Below are 17,710 nucleotides of genomic sequence, written 5' to 3' on the forward strand. Positions count from 1 at the left end.
AGCGCCCTCAGGCTTTTCGCGAGCAGGGCTCGCTCCCACAGGTTGAGTGGGTACATGCAAAATCTGCGAACAACTTGGTCCTTTGTCAGGGCAGCTTCTAGACCAGGTATCGATTGAACCAGGCCAGGGTTCTGCTCCAGGCCAGTTCAGCGGCTTGCTGGTCGTAGCGCGGGGTCGAGTCGTTGTGGAAGCCGTGGTTGGCGCCGGGGTAGATGTAGGCTTCATAGGTCTTGCCATTGGCCTTCAGGGCCTGCTCATAGGCTGGCCAGCCTTCGTTGATTGCCTTGTCCAGCTCGCCGTAGTGCAACAGCAGCGGCGCCTTGATCCGTGGTACATCCTTGGCGTCCGGCTGGCGGCCATAAAAGGGCACGGCCGCGGCCAGTTCCGGGTAGGCCACCGCGGCGGCATTGGACACCCCACCGCCATAACAGAAGCCGGTCATCCCGACTTTGCCGTTGCTGGCGTCGTGTTTCATCAGCCACTCGATAGCGGCGAAAAAATCGTTCATCAGCTTGGCCGGGTCGACCTTCGCCTGCAACTCGCGACCCTTGTCATCGTTGCCCGGATAACCGCCCACCGAACTCAGGCCGTCGGGTGCCAGGGCGAGGAAGCCGGCCTTGCCCAGGCGCCGTGCGACATCCTCGATATAGGGGTTGAGCCCGCGATTCTCATGCACCACCACCACGCTTGGCAGCTTGCCGCTGGCCTTGGCCGGGCGCACCAGGTAGCCGCGAACTTCGCCATGGCCCTTGGGCGAGGGGTAAGTGACGTACTCGGCGAGAATCTGCGGGTCGGTAAAGGCCACCTGTTCGGCCAGCGCATAGTTGGGGCTCAGGGCGGCGAGCAGGGCACTGGCGTTCATGCCGGCGAAGGTGAACAACGCCGCTCGATCGAGGAACTGGCGGCGGTTGATTCGCCCATGGGCGTAGTAGTCGTAGAGTTCCAGCAGTTCAGGGGCAAAGTCTTTCGCAGTGAGACGGTTCATCTGTGCGCTCCCGTGAAAATCGTTGACGGACCCCAGCAGCAGGGGATCTCGGCGTCGCGGTGTCAGAGCAGCATAGCAGGCGTCGCCAGGGCGCAGGCTTCACGGGCGCCGTTGCTGGGGTCGCCTTCGGCCAGCATTCGGCTGAGGATTTGCCGTTCTTCTGCCCTCGGTACGATGCCGCTGGTATGGGCCTGCAACACCACAACGGCGTCTTCGTTGGTCATGGTTACTACCGCCTTGGCCCGGGCGTTGTCGGTGATTTCAGTGATGACCCAGTGGCAGGTGATGCGGTCGCCGGCATACACCGGCTTCTTGAATTCGAATGTCATGCCAGCCGCCAACCAGCCAATCTGTCCACCGATTTCGGTGAGCAGGCTGGCCGTCAGCAGGCCGTGGGACACCGGCGCCCGAAAGCCCCGCGCCTCGGCGAAGCGGGCATCACAATGCACCGGGTTGTAGTCACGGGAAATTTTCGCGAAGTCCTGGATGTCGGCCTCGCTGAAGTGGCGGCTGAGGGTGAAGCTGTCGCCCACCTTCAGGCCCTGGGCGGCACGCTGTCTGAGGCTGGTCAATGAGTCGTCCTTTTATTGTAGTGATCGGCGGGGCCTATCAATAAGCGGCGGGTGGTCCTGCGTCAATGAGCAATTTCATCACCCGCACAGGTACAAGCCAGGTCGGCAGCTGCCTGCGTAGACTGCGCCAACACAAGCACCGGATCCTTGTCTGAATGCCTGGCGCTTACTTGAAAATGCGAGCAATTGCCTGGCGCACGCAGGTCCCCCAGAAACACAGTCGTGCGACCACTCCGGGCATCAGGCAGTCGGCGCGTGACAGCAGGTCTTCAAGCGCAGCGTCGTCATGAAAGACTGCGCTCATCGCCTCGCCCAGGCGTTCAAGCGCCCAATGCGGGCCGTATGCGGCAAACATACGGTTGTCGGGGGTAAACGACAGCAGGCCCTGCACGCCTGGCAGGCGCTTCTTTATCAGCATCTGGGCGATGGCGCTCCAATCGTAGCCATTGCCGCTCCAGTCCCCGCATTGAAGGCTCTTGAACACGTGGGTCTTGGCTTCCATCGAACTTTCTCAAAGGTGTCGATGCTGCCTGGTTTTGTAAGTGCGGAATCGATTGATCAATATTGCGAATCGTCTCATTTTCACTGAGAAACCCCAGGTATAGGCTCGCCGTTTTTAGACGAATAAAACCGCCTATGGACGATCTATATCGGTGTAATGCAAGGGGGAGCTAGATGAGCCATCACATAATAATGAGCCTTGGCCGTGCGGCTGATTCATTTACCGTGCTATTGGTCGAAGACCATGATTTTCAACGCGAGTATGTCGCCCAGCAACTGCGTTCCGATCTGGGGGTGAACGTCGACAGTACGTCGGATGGGGCCCTGGCCCTGGAGATGCTTCAGTCGAAAGCCTATGACCTGGTCATTTGTGATCTGGCGATGCCTGCCATGGATGGCATTGTATTTATCAAGCGCCTGGGGGATCTGGCCTGCAAACCCAACCTGATCGTGCTGTCTTCCCAGCCTGTTTCTCTGATGCAACTGGTTGAGCGCCTGGCGTTGTCACTGGGCTTTGATAATTTCCGGACATTATCCAAGCCCTTTGTCCTGGCTGAGTTTGTTTCGGTGATCCAGGGCTTTGGCCTGGGGTGCGCCGGTGCACAGGTCGAGGCGTTATCCAGTGTGCAACTCAACGACAATTCGGCCTCGATCCTGGAGGGGTTGATCCGCAAGCAATTCATACCCTGGTACCAACCCCAATATGACACCCAGACCGGGCGGGTGGTGGGGCTGGAAGTGCTTGCGCGCTGGGATCATCCGGTGCGGGGCATGCTTGCGCCCGCGGTGTTCATCGATACCATCGTTAAATCAAGCTGGGTCAATCACCTTAATTCGATGCTCCTGGAAAGTGCGCTGAAAGCGCTAAAAGTCTGGCGCAAAACTGATCCGGATCTGACCATCTCTTTTAATATCCCGGTCTCTCTGCTGGTAGAGGAATCGCTGCCCGAGCGCTTGCTGGAGTTGGTTAGAGGCTGCGGCGGCGACCCGGCGGCACTCATGCTGGAGCTGACCGAGACCACGATTACCGATCGCTTCAGTGATTACCTTGCCGGTGCTGCCCGGCTGAAGCTCAAAGGCTTCAAATTATCCATTGACGACTATGGCACTGGGTACTCGTCGTTGCTGAACTTGATGTCAGTGCCCTTCGATGAAATAAAACTCGACCGTGTCTTTGTGCAAGGCGCCCATAAAAACCTGTCGGCCCAGGCGGCACTCGAAAGTAGTATTTCCCTGGCCCAGCGCCTGGGCATAAAAATCATCGCCGAAGGCGTGGAAGACCCACTGGACCTGGCCCTGTTGCAGCGTCTTGGCTGCCATACGGTGCAGGGTTTCCTGTTGGGCAAGCCGGTGGCCGAGGCGCAAGTTGAAGGGCTCTTGTGCAGGTCGAAAAGTTGACGAGTAACTAATGACATTGGTCGTCGGTGAGGGGCTGATTAAGAATCTTCCTATGTTTTAGCGGGCGGGTGATAGATACCATTTTTGAATGATCAAGAATCGTATTTTAAACCTGCTGCAAATAGACTCGATCCTCCACCCTGGGTTTGCGTTGCGGTTGATCAACTGTTTGGCCGGTGCCTTTGTCATGGGTGTTATGGGCTGCATCGCCATGTATGGCTATGCTTCGGTAACGGCTGAAATATCCGACTATCGGAAAGTTTTCAATAACGGCTATACCCAAGGTCGGGACTTTTTCGAGTCCTCTGAGCTGTTGTTGTCAGGCTTGATAAAGTCCATTGATATTTTTCCAGAGGCCAATAGCCAGAATAATACCCTGGATAAAAAAACCTTCTATCTTGGTACGGGAACCCTTGCTGGGAGAGGCGAGGGGGTGCTTTATCTTTCCGGACAACGCCAGGAGGAGCTTCGGCAGTCCGGTATTAACTTGATCTATGTCAATCGGCTTAGCGCCCAAGTTCGCTATATCTTTAAAGCGCAGGCAGACACGCCCGATCATTTGAGTTTGATTGCTGCGAAGCTGCACAGCTTCGAGCCAGAGAGTAATGTCGGCGCAATTAGAATATTCAGGTTGGGCAGTGGCAGTAATAGAAAGTCTTATATATTCGAGCCAATTTCGTCCCGGGCAATTCCGGGGGCGTGGCTTGGTGTGGAAGTGCCATACAGTCAGGTTCGTGAGTCCATCAAACAGGAATTGGACGCTGCTGCGCATCTGTCGATCAAGTTCCTGGTGCTCGACGAAAATGGCCTGCCGGTGGAGGAGAGCGGGTCAAAGCTCGAGGGCAAGGGGCAACTGGACGCGAACTTCCTCAATGTGCTTAAAAACGCTAGCGACGGCTTTTCCACTGCTGGCGCCCCGGTGTTCAAGATCTTCCTGAAAAAAGAGTTAGGTAGGGGGCAGCGCTGGATCGTCTACTACGCGGACTACCTGGATGTCGTTGCTCAAGTGAAGTACAGCTTTGTCTGGGGGGCATTATTATTTGTCGTCGCCCTCGTTTCTGCTGTTCTGTTGCTCAAATATGTCAAAAAAGCCGTGTTTCTACCGGCGCAGGAGCAGGCGACCCAGTTGCTGGAGCGCGAGGCATTCAACCGGACGATGTTGGCTTTGGCCCCCGTCGGTATCTGCGTGCTGAACCGGGAGAGCGGTGAGCTTCTGCTGCAAAGCGAAAAGGCCAAAAGATTGCTGGAACTGCAAGTCGAGGTGGACGGCCAGCGACAAAGCCTGCAAGCGTACTTCTTGAGCGTCCCGGTCAATGACCCCCTGGAGCCTTTCAGGTCGGGAGTGACTGCGTTTTCAGTGACCGATCAAAGCCCTCGGCACATCCAGTTTTCCTTGGCTGCCTTGCACTATCACGAGCAACCGGTGCTGTTCTGTTCGTTCGTTGACGACAGTGCTCGACGCAATACCGAGTTGATGTTGGCGGCGGCCAAGCAAGCGTCTGATGTCGCCAATGCAGCCAAATCAACCTTCCTGGCGATGATGAGTCACGAGATTCGCACCCCGCTGTATGGCGTGCTTGGCACCCTGGAATTGCTCGGGCGTACCGAACTGCAATCGCAGCAGCGCGATTACCTGGACGTTATCGGTTTTTCTTCCGGCAACCTGCTGCAAATCATCAACGACATCCTGGATTTCTCGAAGGTCGAAGCCAATCAGATGGTGCTGGAGTGCGGGCCCTTCAACGTGGTTGAGTTTGTCGAGGCGGTAGTTCGAGGTTTTGTCCCCTTGGCCTTGAAGAAACGCGTACAGCTGCAGTGCTACTTGCCACCCGACCTGCCACTGCTGGTTGGGGATCGCAATAGGTTGCAGCAGGTTCTCAGCAACCTGCTCAGCAATGCCGTGAAGTTCACGGACTGCGGGAAGATTGTCGTTCGCCTCTATGGGCATGAAAGCCGTCCCGGTCATTACGCGATCAAGCTGCAGGTCGCGGACTCGGGTATCGGAATCGCCAAGGCCCAACAAGACATGTTGTTCGAGCCTTTTATACAGGCAGACACCTCTATTTCCCGCCGGTTTGGCGGCACCGGCCTGGGCCTGTCGGTCTGCAGTAAGCTGGCGCAGTTGATGGGCGGGCAAATCGATCTGGTCAGTGAGTTGGGCCTGGGGAGCAGCTTCACCTTGTCCCTGGAGTTGCCCATTGCCCAGCCAGCGTTGTCGATCTGTCTCAACGGCCGGCCCAAGGTTCAGATCCTGGTGGATACCTGTGATCAGTACGATGCGTTAAGCGCGTTGATCAGCCACGCGGGAGCGCAGGTTGAAGCCTGGTCGCCGTCGTTGCATCCCGCGCCAGGCACGCTCCTGGTGGTGGGGACCTACGGTCTTGCCGACACTGAGGTTGATGGATTTGCCGGGGTTGTCTGGCTGGATCTTGAAGGGTTGCCGACACCCCAGTGGCGAGAAAATGGCTGGCACGTCAGCTATGTGAGCCAGCAAGGACTTCTGCAGGCCCTGCACATGTTGGGTGGTGCCCCTCCGATGGTCTCGAATCAGGTGCATGTGCCCATACCGGGGTTCAATAATTTGCGGGTTCTCGCCGTTGAAGATCACCCAGTCAATCAACTGCTGTTGGCCGAGCAACTTGAGCAGTTGGGTTGCATTGTGACCATGGCCAGTGATGGCGCTGAAGCTCTGCAACGTTGGCTTCGTGGTGAGACTTACGACGTGATGTTGACTGACGTGAACATGCCGCGGCTGGATGGCTATCAGTTGGTCCGGCAGCTACGGCAACAGGGGATCACCGTGCCGATTATCGGGATAACCGCCAATGCGCTGGCTGAAGATGAGGAGCGATGCCGGCTCGCAGGCATGGACGCGCATCTGGGAAAACCTGTTTCGTTGCAGGGGTTGAGGCAGGTTCTTGAAGGAGTATTGCTGAACAAGGACCGCCTTGAAGGTCCGAAAGTTGCTATACATAGTCAACAGCCGGGGTGTTCTCAGGCGTACTAAGGATAGGTAGCCCAGTGGAAAAAAGGCAATTTCAGTTGTCGAAGCGATTGCTTGATTGTGCGACCGCCCTAGGCGTTTTGTTGTTATGTGTATTTTTCTGCTTTCATCTTTACAGTGTTTTTGTCACCGCCATCAGTCGTTATGACAGTTGGAGTCGTGAACATACTCGGGCGCTGTTCTTGCGTACGGAGTTGGAGTCCTTGTTCGTCCGAGGCACCTCGAAAATAATCCATTCGGCAATCAGTGCCGGCACGGTGAACCACGGCGGTGTAGCCGCTGACATGATTCGCCTGCTCCCTCAGTCGGTGACCGAGATTGATGGTGTGGCCGGGTTCGGGCATGGCCTGTTTCTTCGGGGTAGACCGGCCGCTACGGAGGAGGGTGAAGCAAACTTCATTACCCAGGCCAAATACGTGTCCTATATCGAGGGTACGGCCTGGCATGACGCTTACAAGCGTCGGCATCGTTTTCTGGTGGCTGCAGATGAAGATCTGCTGTTTAGCGTGCCGAGTGCAATGAGAGACTGGAAGGATGAAGTCAGTCGTGATCCTGACGCCTTGGCTAACTATATTTCCAGGGTTCGAGCCCCGATTTTGAGCAACTACAACCGTGCAACCGACAAAGCGCGGGAGGCGGTATGGACAGCGCCGTACTCGAGCGCCTTGTCTGAAACATCGGTGATTGGCTGCTACACGCCGAACTATAGCCAGGACGGCAAGCTGCAGTCTTTTCTGGTGGGCGAGGTACCCGTCGCGGAACTGGTTGATCGGCAATGGTTGCAGAAATACAGCATGAGCCTGGCCCTATTTAATCCCGACAGACAGTTAGTGGTGGCTGACCCGGAGCTGGGGAACCTGGACAGGATAAAGGCCAAGGCCCTGTCGATGAGCGGGATAACCAATCTGGACTACGTAATTGACGGCAAGTGGCTGCAGATTTATGTCGTGGCCCCCATGTCGAGTTGGCGGGTGGTCTACAGCATCCCCTTGAGCGTAGTTTTTTTTGACAACATCGCTCCGGTTGTCATGTCTGTTCTAGGACTTTTCATCGGCTGGTTTTTTATCTTTTTGGGCGCGTTGGGGTTTAAGAAATATTTGCTGTTCCCTGCGCAGAAAAATGTGATGAAGATGTCCGAAAGCCGTGAGTTGATTCAGGTGTTGATGGATTTTTCACCCGTTGGCTTGTGTTTGATCCGGCGCGCGGACGGGCAGGTGTTAATCCAGAATGAACAGTCCCGTGCATTGTTGACCTTGGCGATTAATAGCGTCGAGCCAGAGCGCAAACTGCAAGACTACTTTTTGCAGGTGTCGAGTGTGGAAAGCTCCGGCACCTGCAAAGTCGAAGTGGATGCGCATGAGCAGGCTAGTGGCAAGTTAGTGCATGTTCTTGCGGCGCTGGTGGAGGTCAATTATCACGACCAGCCGGCAGTGTTCTGCTCTTTTGTCGACGACAGTGAGCGTAAGAACGCCGAGCTGATGCTGTCAGGGGCCAAAGCCGCTGCCGACGAGGCAAACCAGGCCAAATCGATTTTCCTGGCAATGATGAGTCATGAGATTCGTACACCCTTGTATGGGGTGTTGGGGTCGCTGGAGTTGCTGGGCAAGACCGCGCTTGCGCCTCAACAGCGCGATCATCTGAAAAATATTGAGCTGTCCTCCAGTAACCTGTTGCAGATCATCAATGACATCCTCGATTACTCGAAGATCGAAGCCAACCAACTGGCGCTGGTCCCCGCTGCGTTTAATCTGGTGGAGTTGATCGAAGGGATTGTCAGGAGCTTCAGCAGCCTGGCGGAGAAAAAGCACGTGCAGCTCTACTGCTGCTTGCCACCTGATGTGCCCTTGGTAATAGGTGATAGCAATCGCTTGCAACAGGTGCTGAGCAATCTGCTGAGCAACGCGGTGAAGTTCACCGACAGTGGAAAAATTGTCGTGCGGTTGACCCCGGCTCCTGCACAAGAGGGGCAATTGGCAATGCGCTTGCAGGTGACCGACTCAGGCATTGGCATTGCCAGGGACTCCCAGGAGCACCTGTTCGAACCCTTTATCCAGGCTGAAAACACCACGGCGCGACGGTTCGGTGGAACCGGGCTGGGGCTGTCGATCTGCCGGCAACTGGTCCGGTTGATGGGGGGCGAAATCGAGCTGGTCAGCGAGGTCGGCCTGGGCAGTAGTTTTTCCGTGTTGCTGACACTGCCTATCGCCGGTCCCGCACCCTCGATACGCTTGAGTGAGTTGGCGAGCTATCACGTCCTGGCGGAGGCGAATGATCAGCGCGAAAGCATTCTCGCGTTGATTGAGCATGCCGGAGGGCATGTGCAGTTGATCGCGGCAAACCCGACACCGGTCCGAGACGATGAATACCTGGTGGTGGGCTGGCCTCAATCCTGCGAGGTCAAGCCAGACGAACGTTACGCAGGTGTTATCTGGCTTGATCGCGATGGCTTGCCAACCCCGCAATGGCAGGACGACGGTTGGCATGTCAGCAGCATCTGCCAGCAAGGGTTGTTAAAGGCCCTGCTGCTTGCCAGCGGTGAATCCCCCAGCGAGAGTGCGGCCAGCGTCCAGCCCATCGATCATCTGCCTGGCGGGCAAAAACAGTTGCATGTCTTTGCGGTAGAAGACCACCCAATCAATCAAATAGTACTGACCGAGCAACTGGAGCAACTAGGCTGTCGGGTCACCCTGGCATCCGACGGCAGGGAGGCGCTGCAACTCTGGCAGCGCGGACTGACCTTCGATGTGCTGCTGACCGACGTCAACATGCCTAACCTGGACGGTTATCAGTTGGTCCGGCAACTGCGCGAAGCAGGGCTCACTACCCCTATCGTGGGGGTGACCGCCAATGCTCATGCGCAAGAGGGTGAGCGTTGTCGAGACGCCGGTATGGATGCCCATCTTGCCAAACCGGTTTCCCTGGCCAGCTTGCGGGCTGCACTGGTTGCCGTGGGAGTGCTGGTCGAAGCGGCCGCGGACACTCCACCTGAATCGAATATCGTATTGACGTTGAATGGAATTAAGCCCGCTATGCGCGACCTGTTTATTTCAACCACGCAGAAAGATTGGTCAGCCATGTTGGCAGCGCTGGCAGAAGGAGACACAACCGTTGTCACTCAACATGCCCATCGCTTGAAGGGTGCGTTGGTGACTATTGGCGAGTTGGACGCCGCGCACCTGTGCTCGGAAATTGAGAACCAGGCCCAACTGGGTCGACTCAATCGCCTGGATGAATATGTGCAGCAGCTGGCGCAGTATTTGAGTCCAATTCTTGAGGCATCTTCATGAACCTGAAAGTGATTCTGGCTGACGACCATCCGATTGTCTTGCTGGGTGTACGGATGTCCCTTGAGCACGAACCGGGCATCGAGGTGTGTGGCGAGGCTGGCGACTCGACCGAATTGGTCGCGCTGATGGATAAAGTGCAGCCGGACATTCTGATCAGCGACTTTTACATGCCCGGCGGGGCCCATGGTGATGGACTGACGTTGGTCTCCTTCGTCAAGCGGCGTTATCCAGACGTCAAGTTGATCATCCTGACCATGATGACCAACCCCTCGATCCTGGAGAATATTCTCGCGGCAGGCACCGACGGCATTCTATTGAAGAGTGGGCGCCAGGACGATGTGGTGGATGCCATACGACGAGTCGCGTCCGGGGAGCGGTACATCGGCACGGAAGTCAAAAAGTTGCTCCACGAGTTTCGCTTGGATCATATGAATTCCAGGGGTGAATATGATCAAAAGGCGTTGTCGAAAAAAGAATCCGAAGTGCTCAGGCTGTTTGTCGGCGGGCATACCGTTTCGGAGATCGCAGTGATATTGAGTCGCAGTGTCAAGACGATCAGTCATCAGAAAATTTCGGCACAACAAAAGTTGGGAATCAGTAACGATAAAGAGTTGTATGAGTATGCAATGAGAAATGGCCTGCTGTGACCGTCAAAGGTCACGTCGGGAGCATTCGATGATGCTCGATTGAAGACTCTGTCCTACCACCATTTACGCAGGCCGGGCATCCTCTGATGTCCGGCGCTGAGGCGCAGGTTGTGGGTTCAGAACGTCGGCGTGTATTTGACGCTGAACATCAGGTTGCGCGGGTCGCCGAAGTTGTTGTTGCCATCGAGCTGGTTGTAGCCCGCCGCGTAGTAGTGTTTGTCGAACAGGTTGTTGGCATTGAGCGCCAGTCCGATTTCCGGGCTCAGTTGATAGCCCAGGCGCGCGTTCCAGAGGGTGTAGCCCGGGACGTCATAGGTGCGCTCGTAACCCAGGGTGTGGCTTTGGCTGGTGAAGCCCAGGCCGGTGCTGACCTGGCGCCAGTCGCCGCTGAACTGGTAGTCGCTCCACACCCGCAACATATGCTTGGGCGTCCACTGGCTGAAGACTCGTCCTTCGTTGACCGGGTCGTCGAGGTACTTGGTGGTGTTGTAGGTGTAGCCGGCAAACAGTTGCAGGCCGTCCAGCACTTCGCCGCTGATCTCGGCGTCCAACCCCTGGCTGCGGACCTTGCCCGAGGCCGTCGAGCAGTACCAGCCATCGCAGGCATAGCCCGCCGCGACGTCATTTACCGCGCGATTTTCCTGGTCATAACGGAACAGCGCCAGCGAGGTGTTGACCCGTCCGTCCAGCAACTCCCCCTTGAGGCCGATTTCGTAGTTGCTGCCGATCACCGGCTTGAGCACCGAGCCGCTGGCGTCGCGCTCGCTTTGCGGCTGGAACACGTCGGTGTAGCTGGTATAGACCGACCATTGTGGGTTGAGCGCGTAGATGGCGCCGAGGAAGGGCGTGACTTCGCCGGTTTCACTCATGCTACTGGGCTCATTGACAGTAACGACGTGGCTGATGGCCGCCTCGTTGGAGGCACTGTAGCGGTAGTCATACCAACTGACCCGGCTGCCAAGGATCAGGGTCAGGGGCTCGATCGGCTTGACCCGCCAAGTGCCGTACAGGCCTTTTTGTCGAATGTCGTAGCTGCTGCTGGTGCCACGCCCTCCCGGGGTGTTGAGCAGGCTTTCGTAGCTGATGGCGGGGCGCTGGTGGTTGATCGCAAAAATACTGTCGCTGCTGTCGTTGAAGGTCCGGGCGATGCGGTCATCGGAGGTGAACTTGGAGTAGTTGCCGCCGACGATGATTTCCTGGGCCATCGACAGGGCTTCGAAGCGGCCGACCAGGTTAGCGTCCAGGCCGACCTTGGTGGAGTCGAAGTCGGTGACCCAGTCGGCATATTGCACACCGCTGCCATCAAGGTTGAGGCCATCCCCGCTGCTTTGCACCCGCTGTTGGGTCGAGTCGTTGTTTTCGCTCATGCGTACCGCGCCGACCTTGGCGCTCCAGTCGTCGTTGAAACGGTGCTCGAGGTCGGCATAGACCGTGGTGACATCGATGTGCGAGCGGTTCCATCCGGAGCCGGTGTAGGTCGAGCGCGGAACGTCCACCGGATCGCCGTTGGCGTAGCGCGGCAGGCCCCGCAGCATGGGCCGGGCGGATGCGTCGGAATTGCTCACGGCCAGGCCCAGGGTGGTGTCGTCCTGCAGGTCGAAGTCCAGTGCCGCGTACAACGAATGGGTCTTGCTCCATTCATAGTCGATGAACGACTGGCTCTGGTCCTCGTCCGCCACCACCCGGCCGCGCACGGTGGCGCTGCTGTTCAGCGGACCACCGGCGTCCAGTTGCAGGCCGTAGTGATCCCAGGTCCCGGCCTTGGCCGTGAGGGCCACGGTCGGAGCGTTCTGGCCACGCTTGCGTACCAGATTGATCGCACCGCCGGGGCTGCCCGCGCCCTGGAGCAGGCCGGACGCACCGCGCAGCACTTCCATGCGGTCGAAGAAGATCAGGTCCTGGGTCGCCCAGTTGCCGAGCGCGTAGGTATTGCGCGGGATTGGCACACCGTCGTATTGCCAGTCATCGATCTGGAACCCGCGGGAGGTCAGGATCATACCTTTGCCGACGCCCTGGACGCCCACCAGGCCGGTGGTCTGGTTGGCCGCATCCTTGAGGTCGGTGAGGCCCTGGTCATCCATTTGCTTGCGGGTCAGCACGCTGACCGACTGGGGGATTTCCTTGAGGCTGTGGCTGCCCTTGCCGATGGTTACCGCGCGGGCGGCGTAGGAGCCCGAGTCCTCGGTGGTGGCGTCGGTGCTTTGTTCAACAATGCTGGTGAGCCCCAGTTGCAGGGCGTCCTGGCTGTCCGTGGTCGGCTCGACGCTGTAGTTGCCTTGCCCGGTCACGCGCAGTTGCAGGCCGCTGCCGGCCAGGGCCGTGTGCAGGGCCTGCTCGGTGGGCATCTGGCCGATCACGGCGGGTGCCAGCTTGTCCCGTACCAGGCCAGGGTCCAGGGAAATGATCTGCCCGCTCTGGCTGGCAATGGCATTCAGCGTGCGGGCCAGCGGACCGGCCGGGAGGTTGAAGGACAGGCTCTGCGCCTGCACTAGGACAGGGCTGGCCAGGGTTGCCAGGGCAACGGCGAAGGAAAGGGCATTGGGCCACGGGTTAAACACAGCGTTCTCCTGATCGTGTGGAAGTGTCAGGATGTAGGTGGGATGAGAAATGAAAACCAGACACAAATAAGATCGATTTTCAAAAAATAATCCTGGCGACTGTCATTTCGCTTGAATCAGGGTCAGCCAGGGGCTGTAGCGCTGGACCCGGATCGGTAGGGTTTCCGCCAGGGCGGCCAGGGTTTTGTCCGGGTCGTTGAGGGGGAATACCCCTTGCACCCGCAGATCGCGAATCGCGGGGGCCACCCGGACAAAACCACGGCTGTAGGGGCGCAGGGCATTCACCACCTGTTCCAGAGGTTCGTCGAGCACGTTCAGGCGCCCGTCCAACCAGTCGGCGCGATGGCGTTGATCACCGGCGAGACGGACTATTCGTTGCCGGTAGAGCAGAGCCGACTGGCCTTCCTGCAGGACCGCCTGGCTGCCGTCGAACAGGCTCGCCTGGACTGTATGCTCAAGCACCAGGACCCGGCTGGCATCACGCTCCTGGGCCACCAGGAAACGCGTGCCCAGCGCGCACACTTCGCCTTGGGCGGTGCGTACGCGCAACGGACGCCGGGGATCGGCGGCCACCTGGATCAGCAGTTCGCCGTGGCGCAGGATCACCAGTCGTTGCTGCCCATCGAACTGCAGGTCGACCGCGCTCTCGGCGTTCAGGCTCAGGCGGCTGCCATCGGCCAGGTTGAAGTCCCGGCGCTGCCCACGCCCGGTGTGCAGGTCGGCGAACAGGTTGTCGCCCAGTGGACTGCGCGCCCCCAGCCACAGACCGCCACCGAGCAGGCCGAGGCCAGCGATCAGCCGTAGCGCATCGCGGCGCGAGCCCTGGGGTTGCAGGAGCAGCTGTCGAGCTTGCGCGGCCTGGCCGGGAACCCGTCGATCAAGGGCGCGCAGGGTATTGAACGAGCCGCCGAGGCGTTCCTGCAACGTGGCCCAGGCCTGTGCGTGGGCAGGGTCCATGGCTAGCCAGGCATTGAAGCGTTCTTGCAGTCCGGCGTCGGGCTGGCCGGCGCGCAGCTTGACCATCCAGTCGATGGCCTGCTCGCTGAGAGGGTCCAGGCGCGGCGCACTCATGAGCTCATCTCGCTCAGGCAGCACTGGCGCAGGGCCTGTTTCATGTAGCGGCTGACGGTGCGCTCGGACAAGTCCAGCCGACGGGCGATCTCGACGTACGTCAGGCCGTCCAGTTGGCTGTAGAGGAAGGTGGCCTTGACGACCAGGGGCAAGCCGTCGAGGGCCCGGTCAATCGCCACCAGGGCTTCAATCAGCTGCAATTGTTCTTCGGGGGAGGGCGCGAGCAATTCGGGAAGTGCCGACAAGCGTTCCAGGTACGCCAGCTCCAGCTTGCGCCGACGATGGCGGTCAAAGATCAGGCGGCGGGCGATGGTCGCCAGGAAGGCGCGCGGTTGTTCGATGCTGTCGGGGTCGACCCGGGCCACCAGCATCTGGCAGAAGGTATCGGCGGCAGTGTCCTCGGCGTCCGCGTGATTGCGCAGGCGACGCTGGATATGCTGCAACAGCCAGCGGTGATGGTCGCTGAAGAAGAAGCCCAGCTTGCGGGTCGAAGGGGGTTGCACCGGTCGGCTTTCCAGATGTTAGTGTGAATCGTTCTCAATACTACCTTCGAGAGGATCAACACTGCAATCGCCAACCGGTACGCCGCGACCCTGGTTTACATCTTGTGGTCGGCCATGTTCAGCGCCCGTACCGGGGCGTTGACCTCGATCGACTCTTTTTCGCCCTTGGCGTTTTCGACGATCAAGGTCAGCGGCACGCTGTCGCCTTCCTTCACCTGGGCCACCAGGTCGATCAGCATCACGTGGTAGCCGTGGGGGTCGAACGACACCGCCTTGCCGGCAGGCAGGGCGACGGACTCCACCGGTTGCATGCTCATCACGTCGTTCTTCATGGTCGACTGATGCACCTGGACGATTTTCGCCGCTGGCGATTGCACGCCCAGCAGCTTGCTGTCGGTGCTGGCGGTCAGGGTCATGAACGCCCCGGTGGCTTGCTGCCCGGCGACGGTGGCGCGAACCCAGGCGTCATCGACCTGGGTCTGGGCCGAGGCCTGCAAGGCCAGGCCCAGCAGGGAAATACCCAGGAGCAACTGTTTGATACGGCTTTTGCTGAACGATGCGGTCATTAGCAGACCTCCATGACGGTGAGCAGGTCTTCCGTACACTCTTGTGCCGAAAGTGACTGGGACAATCCAAGGCGCAAGGTGCCCCTGGAGTCATAAACATAACTGGTCGCGGTGTGGGACAGGGTGTAGGTCGAGCCGCTGGGGACCTTCTCGAAGAACACGTCGAACTCCTTGGCCGTGGCCGCGGTTTCTTCGAGGCTGCCGTACAACGCGACAAACGATGGGTCGAAAGCCTTGACGTAGGCGTCGAGTACTTGCGGGGTGTCGCGTTCCGGGTCCAGGGTGATGAAGATCACCTGCAGGCGGTCGCCATCCTTGCCCATCAGCTTCTTGATTTTCGCCGCACGCGCAAGCGTGGTGGGGCAGATCGCCGGGCATTGGGTAAACCCGAAAAACACCATCGGCATCATCCCGCGAAAGCTCGACAGGGTTTGCACATCGCCATTGGTGTCTTTCAACTTGAAGGTGCGCCCGAGGATCTTGTCACTCAGGTCCTTGCCGTATTTGTACGACAGCTCGCCGCGAGTGTCGCAGCCGGTCAGCAGCCCCAGGCCCAACAGCCCCATACCTGCAATCACCTTGCGGCGATTCATCAAAACACTCATGCGTCAACGCCCTTTGGCCACCTGGCAGTCGAGTTGACCTGGCAGGGGGGTCACCGTGAAAGGGCAGCATCCTATCAAAATCGCGGCGATGGGTGCCGGCTTCGGGACAATTGGTCGCAGCAAGGGAGTCGTGCGCTCAGGGAAAGAACTCCCCGGGCGTGGCGCCGAATTGCTGGCGGAAGGCGGCGATGAAGGCCGAGGTCGAGTCGTAGCCGCAGGCCAGCGCCACGTCGGTGACACGCTCGCCCTGCTCCAGCGGGGTCAGCGCACCGAGCAGACGCAAGCGCTGGCGCCAGGCGCGGAAGGTCAGGCCGGTATCGCGCAGGAACAGGCGGCTGAGGGTCTTTTCGGTGACCGCGAATTTTTCGCTCCAGTGGCCCAGGGTGGTGGCCTGCTCCGGGTGCAGTTGCAGGCTCTGGTAGATTTTCTGCAGGCGGCTGTCCTGTGGCAGGGGCAGCATCAAGTCGATCTGCGGCGCCTCGGCCAATTGGTCGAGCAGGACCTGCACCAGCCGACCCTGGGCGCCGTCTTCCTGGTATTCCACCGGCATCTGGCTGAAGCGGCGGATCAGTTCGCGCAACAGGTCGCTGACCCCGAGCACGTGGCATCGCGGCTGCGCCCAGGCGGTGACGCTGCAATCGAGGTACAGGCTGCGCATTTCCGTGCGCGGCGAGCTGAACACCCGGTGCGGCACGCCGGCGGGGATCCACACGGCCCGTTGCGGCGGCGCGACGAAGCGCCCGGCGCTGGTCTGCACCTCGAGCACCCCTTGAATGGCGTAGGACAATTGCACCCAGGGATGGCTGTGGCGGCGGGTCAGGGCGCGATTGGGCAGTGACTCGGTGCGCCCGTAGACCGGTCGTGGCAGGCTGGGCAGCCCGGGCACACTGCGCCGGTAGCTCTGGTCATGTCCTTTACGCGGCATCTGCTGGCTCTTTGGCGTTAGTCGGTAATCTGCAGTCACGTTAGAGTCGCCGCTACGTACTTGGCAACCCCCGGATGATACCGATGACCCGTCCTCGTTTCCTGCCCGACAACTTCACCCTGACCCTGATCGGCGTGGTGCTCCTGGCCAGCCTGCTGCCCGTCAGCGGCCAGGCCGCGGTCGGCTTTGGCTGGCTGACCAACGGCGCGATTGCCCTGCTGTTTTTCCTGCATGGGGCCAAACTGTCTCGTGAGTCGATCATCGCCGGTGCCGGCCACTGGCGCCTGCACCTACTGGTGTTCGGCCTGACCTTTGTGCTGTTCCCGCTGGTGGGCCTGGCGCTCAAGCCGCTGCTCTCACCGATGGTCGGTAATGAGTTGTACATGGGCATGCTCTACCTCTGTGCGTTGCCGGCCACGGTGCAGTCGGCGATTGCCTTTACCTCCCTGGCGCGCGGCAACATTCCGGCGGCCATCTGCAGTGCGGCGGCGTCCAGCCTGTTCGGGATCTTCCTCACGCCCTTGCTGGTGGCCTTGCTCCTGAATGTGCACGGCGACGGCGGCTCGACCCTCGATGCCATCCTCAAGATCAGCCTGCAGTTGCTGCTGCCGTTTGTGGCCGGGCAGATCGCACGCCGCTGGGTCGGCGCCTGGGTAGGGCGCAACAAGCATTGGCTGAAATTCGTCGATCAGGGCTCGATTCTGCTGGTGGTCTACGGCGCCTTCAGCGAGGCGGTGAACGAAGGGCTGTGGCAGCAGATTCCGCTGTGGGAACTGGCGGGCCTGGTGCTGGCCTGCTGCATCGTCCTGGCGCTGGTGCTGATCGCGGCGACGCTGCTGGGCAAGGCCTTTGGTTTCAACCAGGAAGACCGCATCACTATTTTGTTCTGCGGTTCGAAGAAAAGCCTGGCCACCGGCGTGCCGATGGCCCAGGTGCTGTTCGCCGGCAGCACTATCGGCCTGTTGATCCTGCCGCTGATGCTGTTCCACCAGATTCAACTGATGGTCTGTGCGGTGCTGGCCCAGCGCTACGCCAAACGCCCGGAGACGGTGGCCGAACTGATGGGCCAGGTCGATCCCTGAGCCGAG

The 17,710-nt window shown here is 59.3% G+C and carries 14 protein-coding genes; 5 read left to right on the top strand and 9 right to left on the bottom strand.

All coding sequences use genetic code 11. From position 1 onward, the window contains the following. Positions 1 to 97: 97 nt before the first annotated feature. The 3 genes from yghX to ACM6IP_RS12045 form a co-directional block, all read right to left on the bottom strand. Entirely contained in the window at positions 98 to 985 is an 888-nt protein-coding gene (gene yghX / locus ACM6IP_RS12035) for a YghX family hydrolase (protein ID WP_095169065.1), read from the bottom strand. A gap of 62 nt (positions 986 to 1,047) precedes the next feature. After that, the gene (locus tag ACM6IP_RS12040) at positions 1,048 to 1,557 is read right to left on the bottom strand and encodes a MaoC family dehydratase (protein WP_414861558.1); all 510 of its coding nucleotides are present in this window, start codon (positions 1,555 to 1,557) and stop codon (positions 1,048 to 1,050) included. Positions 1,558 to 1,723: 166 nt separating this feature from the next. Beyond that, positions 1,724 to 2,059: an Imm51 family immunity protein gene (locus tag ACM6IP_RS12045; protein WP_414861559.1), complete on the bottom strand. Its 336-nt coding sequence runs from the start codon at positions 2,057 to 2,059 to the stop codon at positions 1,724 to 1,726. 173 nt (positions 2,060 to 2,232) lie between these two features. Here ACM6IP_RS12045 and ACM6IP_RS12050 point away from each other — a divergent pair, with 173 nt between their 5' ends. The 4 genes from ACM6IP_RS12050 to ACM6IP_RS12065 all read left to right on the top strand — a co-directional run bounded on the left by ACM6IP_RS12050 (position 2,233) and on the right by ACM6IP_RS12065 (position 10,394). Then, positions 2,233 to 3,456 (top strand): EAL domain-containing protein, encoded by a 1,224-nt coding sequence (locus ACM6IP_RS12050; protein WP_401127496.1) that lies wholly within the window; start codon positions 2,233 to 2,235, stop codon positions 3,454 to 3,456. A gap of 88 nt (positions 3,457 to 3,544) precedes the next feature. Then, entirely contained in the window at positions 3,545 to 6,463 is a 2,919-nt protein-coding gene (locus ACM6IP_RS12055; RefSeq protein WP_414861560.1) for an ATP-binding protein, read from the top strand. Positions 6,464 to 6,477: 14 nt separating this feature from the next. After that, positions 6,478 to 9,747: an ATP-binding protein gene (locus tag ACM6IP_RS12060; RefSeq protein WP_414861561.1), complete on the top strand. Its 3,270-nt coding sequence runs from the start codon at positions 6,478 to 6,480 to the stop codon at positions 9,745 to 9,747. Further along, positions 9,744 to 10,394, top strand: coding sequence for a response regulator (locus ACM6IP_RS12065; protein ID WP_414861562.1), 651 nt, complete (start codon positions 9,744 to 9,746; stop codon positions 10,392 to 10,394). Before ACM6IP_RS12060 ends, ACM6IP_RS12065 begins: the two co-directional genes overlap by 4 nt. Positions 10,395 to 10,510: 116 nt before the next feature. On the opposite strand, the gene ACM6IP_RS12070 is transcribed toward ACM6IP_RS12065, so the two are convergent. From ACM6IP_RS12070 to ACM6IP_RS12095, 6 genes are all read right to left on the bottom strand, one after another. After that, positions 10,511 to 12,952: a TonB-dependent siderophore receptor gene (locus ACM6IP_RS12070; protein ID WP_414861563.1), complete on the bottom strand. Its 2,442-nt coding sequence runs from the start codon at positions 12,950 to 12,952 to the stop codon at positions 10,511 to 10,513. A gap of 102 nt (positions 12,953 to 13,054) precedes the next feature. After that, positions 13,055 to 14,023 carry a FecR family protein gene (locus tag ACM6IP_RS12075; protein WP_414861564.1) on the bottom strand — a complete coding sequence of 323 codons (969 nt, stop codon included), beginning with the start codon at positions 14,021 to 14,023 and terminating at the stop codon, positions 13,055 to 13,057. Beyond that, positions 14,020 to 14,526: a sigma-70 family RNA polymerase sigma factor gene (locus ACM6IP_RS12080; RefSeq protein WP_095169074.1), complete on the bottom strand. Its 507-nt coding sequence runs from the start codon at positions 14,524 to 14,526 to the stop codon at positions 14,020 to 14,022. The genes ACM6IP_RS12075 and ACM6IP_RS12080 overlap by 4 nt, the downstream gene beginning before the upstream one ends. A gap of 95 nt (positions 14,527 to 14,621) precedes the next feature. After that, the gene (locus ACM6IP_RS12085; RefSeq protein WP_414861565.1) at positions 14,622 to 15,092 is read right to left on the bottom strand and encodes a copper chaperone PCu(A)C; all 471 of its coding nucleotides are present in this window, start codon (positions 15,090 to 15,092) and stop codon (positions 14,622 to 14,624) included. Then, a complete protein-coding gene (locus ACM6IP_RS12090; RefSeq protein WP_159996503.1) occupies positions 15,092 to 15,697 on the bottom strand; it encodes an SCO family protein in 606 nt (201 codons plus the stop codon). Before ACM6IP_RS12090 ends, ACM6IP_RS12085 begins: the two co-directional genes overlap by 1 nt. Before the next feature lie 136 nt (positions 15,698 to 15,833). Then, a complete protein-coding gene (locus ACM6IP_RS12095) occupies positions 15,834 to 16,622 on the bottom strand; it encodes an AraC family transcriptional regulator (RefSeq protein ID WP_414861566.1) in 789 nt (262 codons plus the stop codon). 83 nt (positions 16,623 to 16,705) lie between these two features. Between ACM6IP_RS12095 and ACM6IP_RS12100 the strand changes: the two genes are divergently transcribed. Beyond that, positions 16,706 to 17,704 carry a bile acid:sodium symporter family protein gene (locus ACM6IP_RS12100; protein ID WP_159996501.1) on the top strand — a complete coding sequence of 333 codons (999 nt, stop codon included), beginning with the start codon at positions 16,706 to 16,708 and terminating at the stop codon, positions 17,702 to 17,704. The last annotated feature ends 6 nt before the right edge of the window (positions 17,705 to 17,710 follow it).

Origin of the sequence: Pseudomonas sp. IT-P176, assembly GCF_949767245.1 — a bacterium.
Taxonomy (GTDB): Bacteria; Pseudomonadota; Gammaproteobacteria; order Pseudomonadales; family Pseudomonadaceae; genus Aquipseudomonas.

What these genes read in the sequence shown, in the direction of transcription:
- ACM6IP_RS12075 (WP_414861564.1), bottom strand. Translation starts at nt 14,023, where the DNA reads ATGAGTGCGCCGCGCCTGGACCCTCTCAGCGAGCAGGCCATCGACTGG.
- yghX (WP_095169065.1), bottom strand. Translation starts at nt 985, where the DNA reads ATGAACCGTCTCACTGCGAAAGACTTTGCCCCTGAACTGCTGGAACTC.
- ACM6IP_RS12065 (WP_414861562.1), top strand. Translation starts at nt 9,744, where the DNA reads ATGAACCTGAAAGTGATTCTGGCTGACGACCATCCGATTGTCTTGCTG.
- ACM6IP_RS12045 (WP_414861559.1), bottom strand. Translation starts at nt 2,059, where the DNA reads ATGGAAGCCAAGACCCACGTGTTCAAGAGCCTTCAATGCGGGGACTGG.
- ACM6IP_RS12090 (WP_159996503.1), bottom strand. Translation starts at nt 15,697, where the DNA reads ATGAGTGTTTTGATGAATCGCCGCAAGGTGATTGCAGGTATGGGGCTG.
- ACM6IP_RS12055 (WP_414861560.1), top strand. Translation starts at nt 3,545, where the DNA reads ATGATCAAGAATCGTATTTTAAACCTGCTGCAAATAGACTCGATCCTC.
- ACM6IP_RS12095 (WP_414861566.1), bottom strand. Translation starts at nt 16,622, where the DNA reads ATGCCGCGTAAAGGACATGACCAGAGCTACCGGCGCAGTGTGCCCGGG.
- ACM6IP_RS12085 (WP_414861565.1), bottom strand. Translation starts at nt 15,092, where the DNA reads ATGACCGCATCGTTCAGCAAAAGCCGTATCAAACAGTTGCTCCTGGGT.
- ACM6IP_RS12050 (WP_401127496.1), top strand. Translation starts at nt 2,233, where the DNA reads ATGAGCCATCACATAATAATGAGCCTTGGCCGTGCGGCTGATTCATTT.
- ACM6IP_RS12100 (WP_159996501.1), top strand. Translation starts at nt 16,706, where the DNA reads ATGACCCGTCCTCGTTTCCTGCCCGACAACTTCACCCTGACCCTGATC.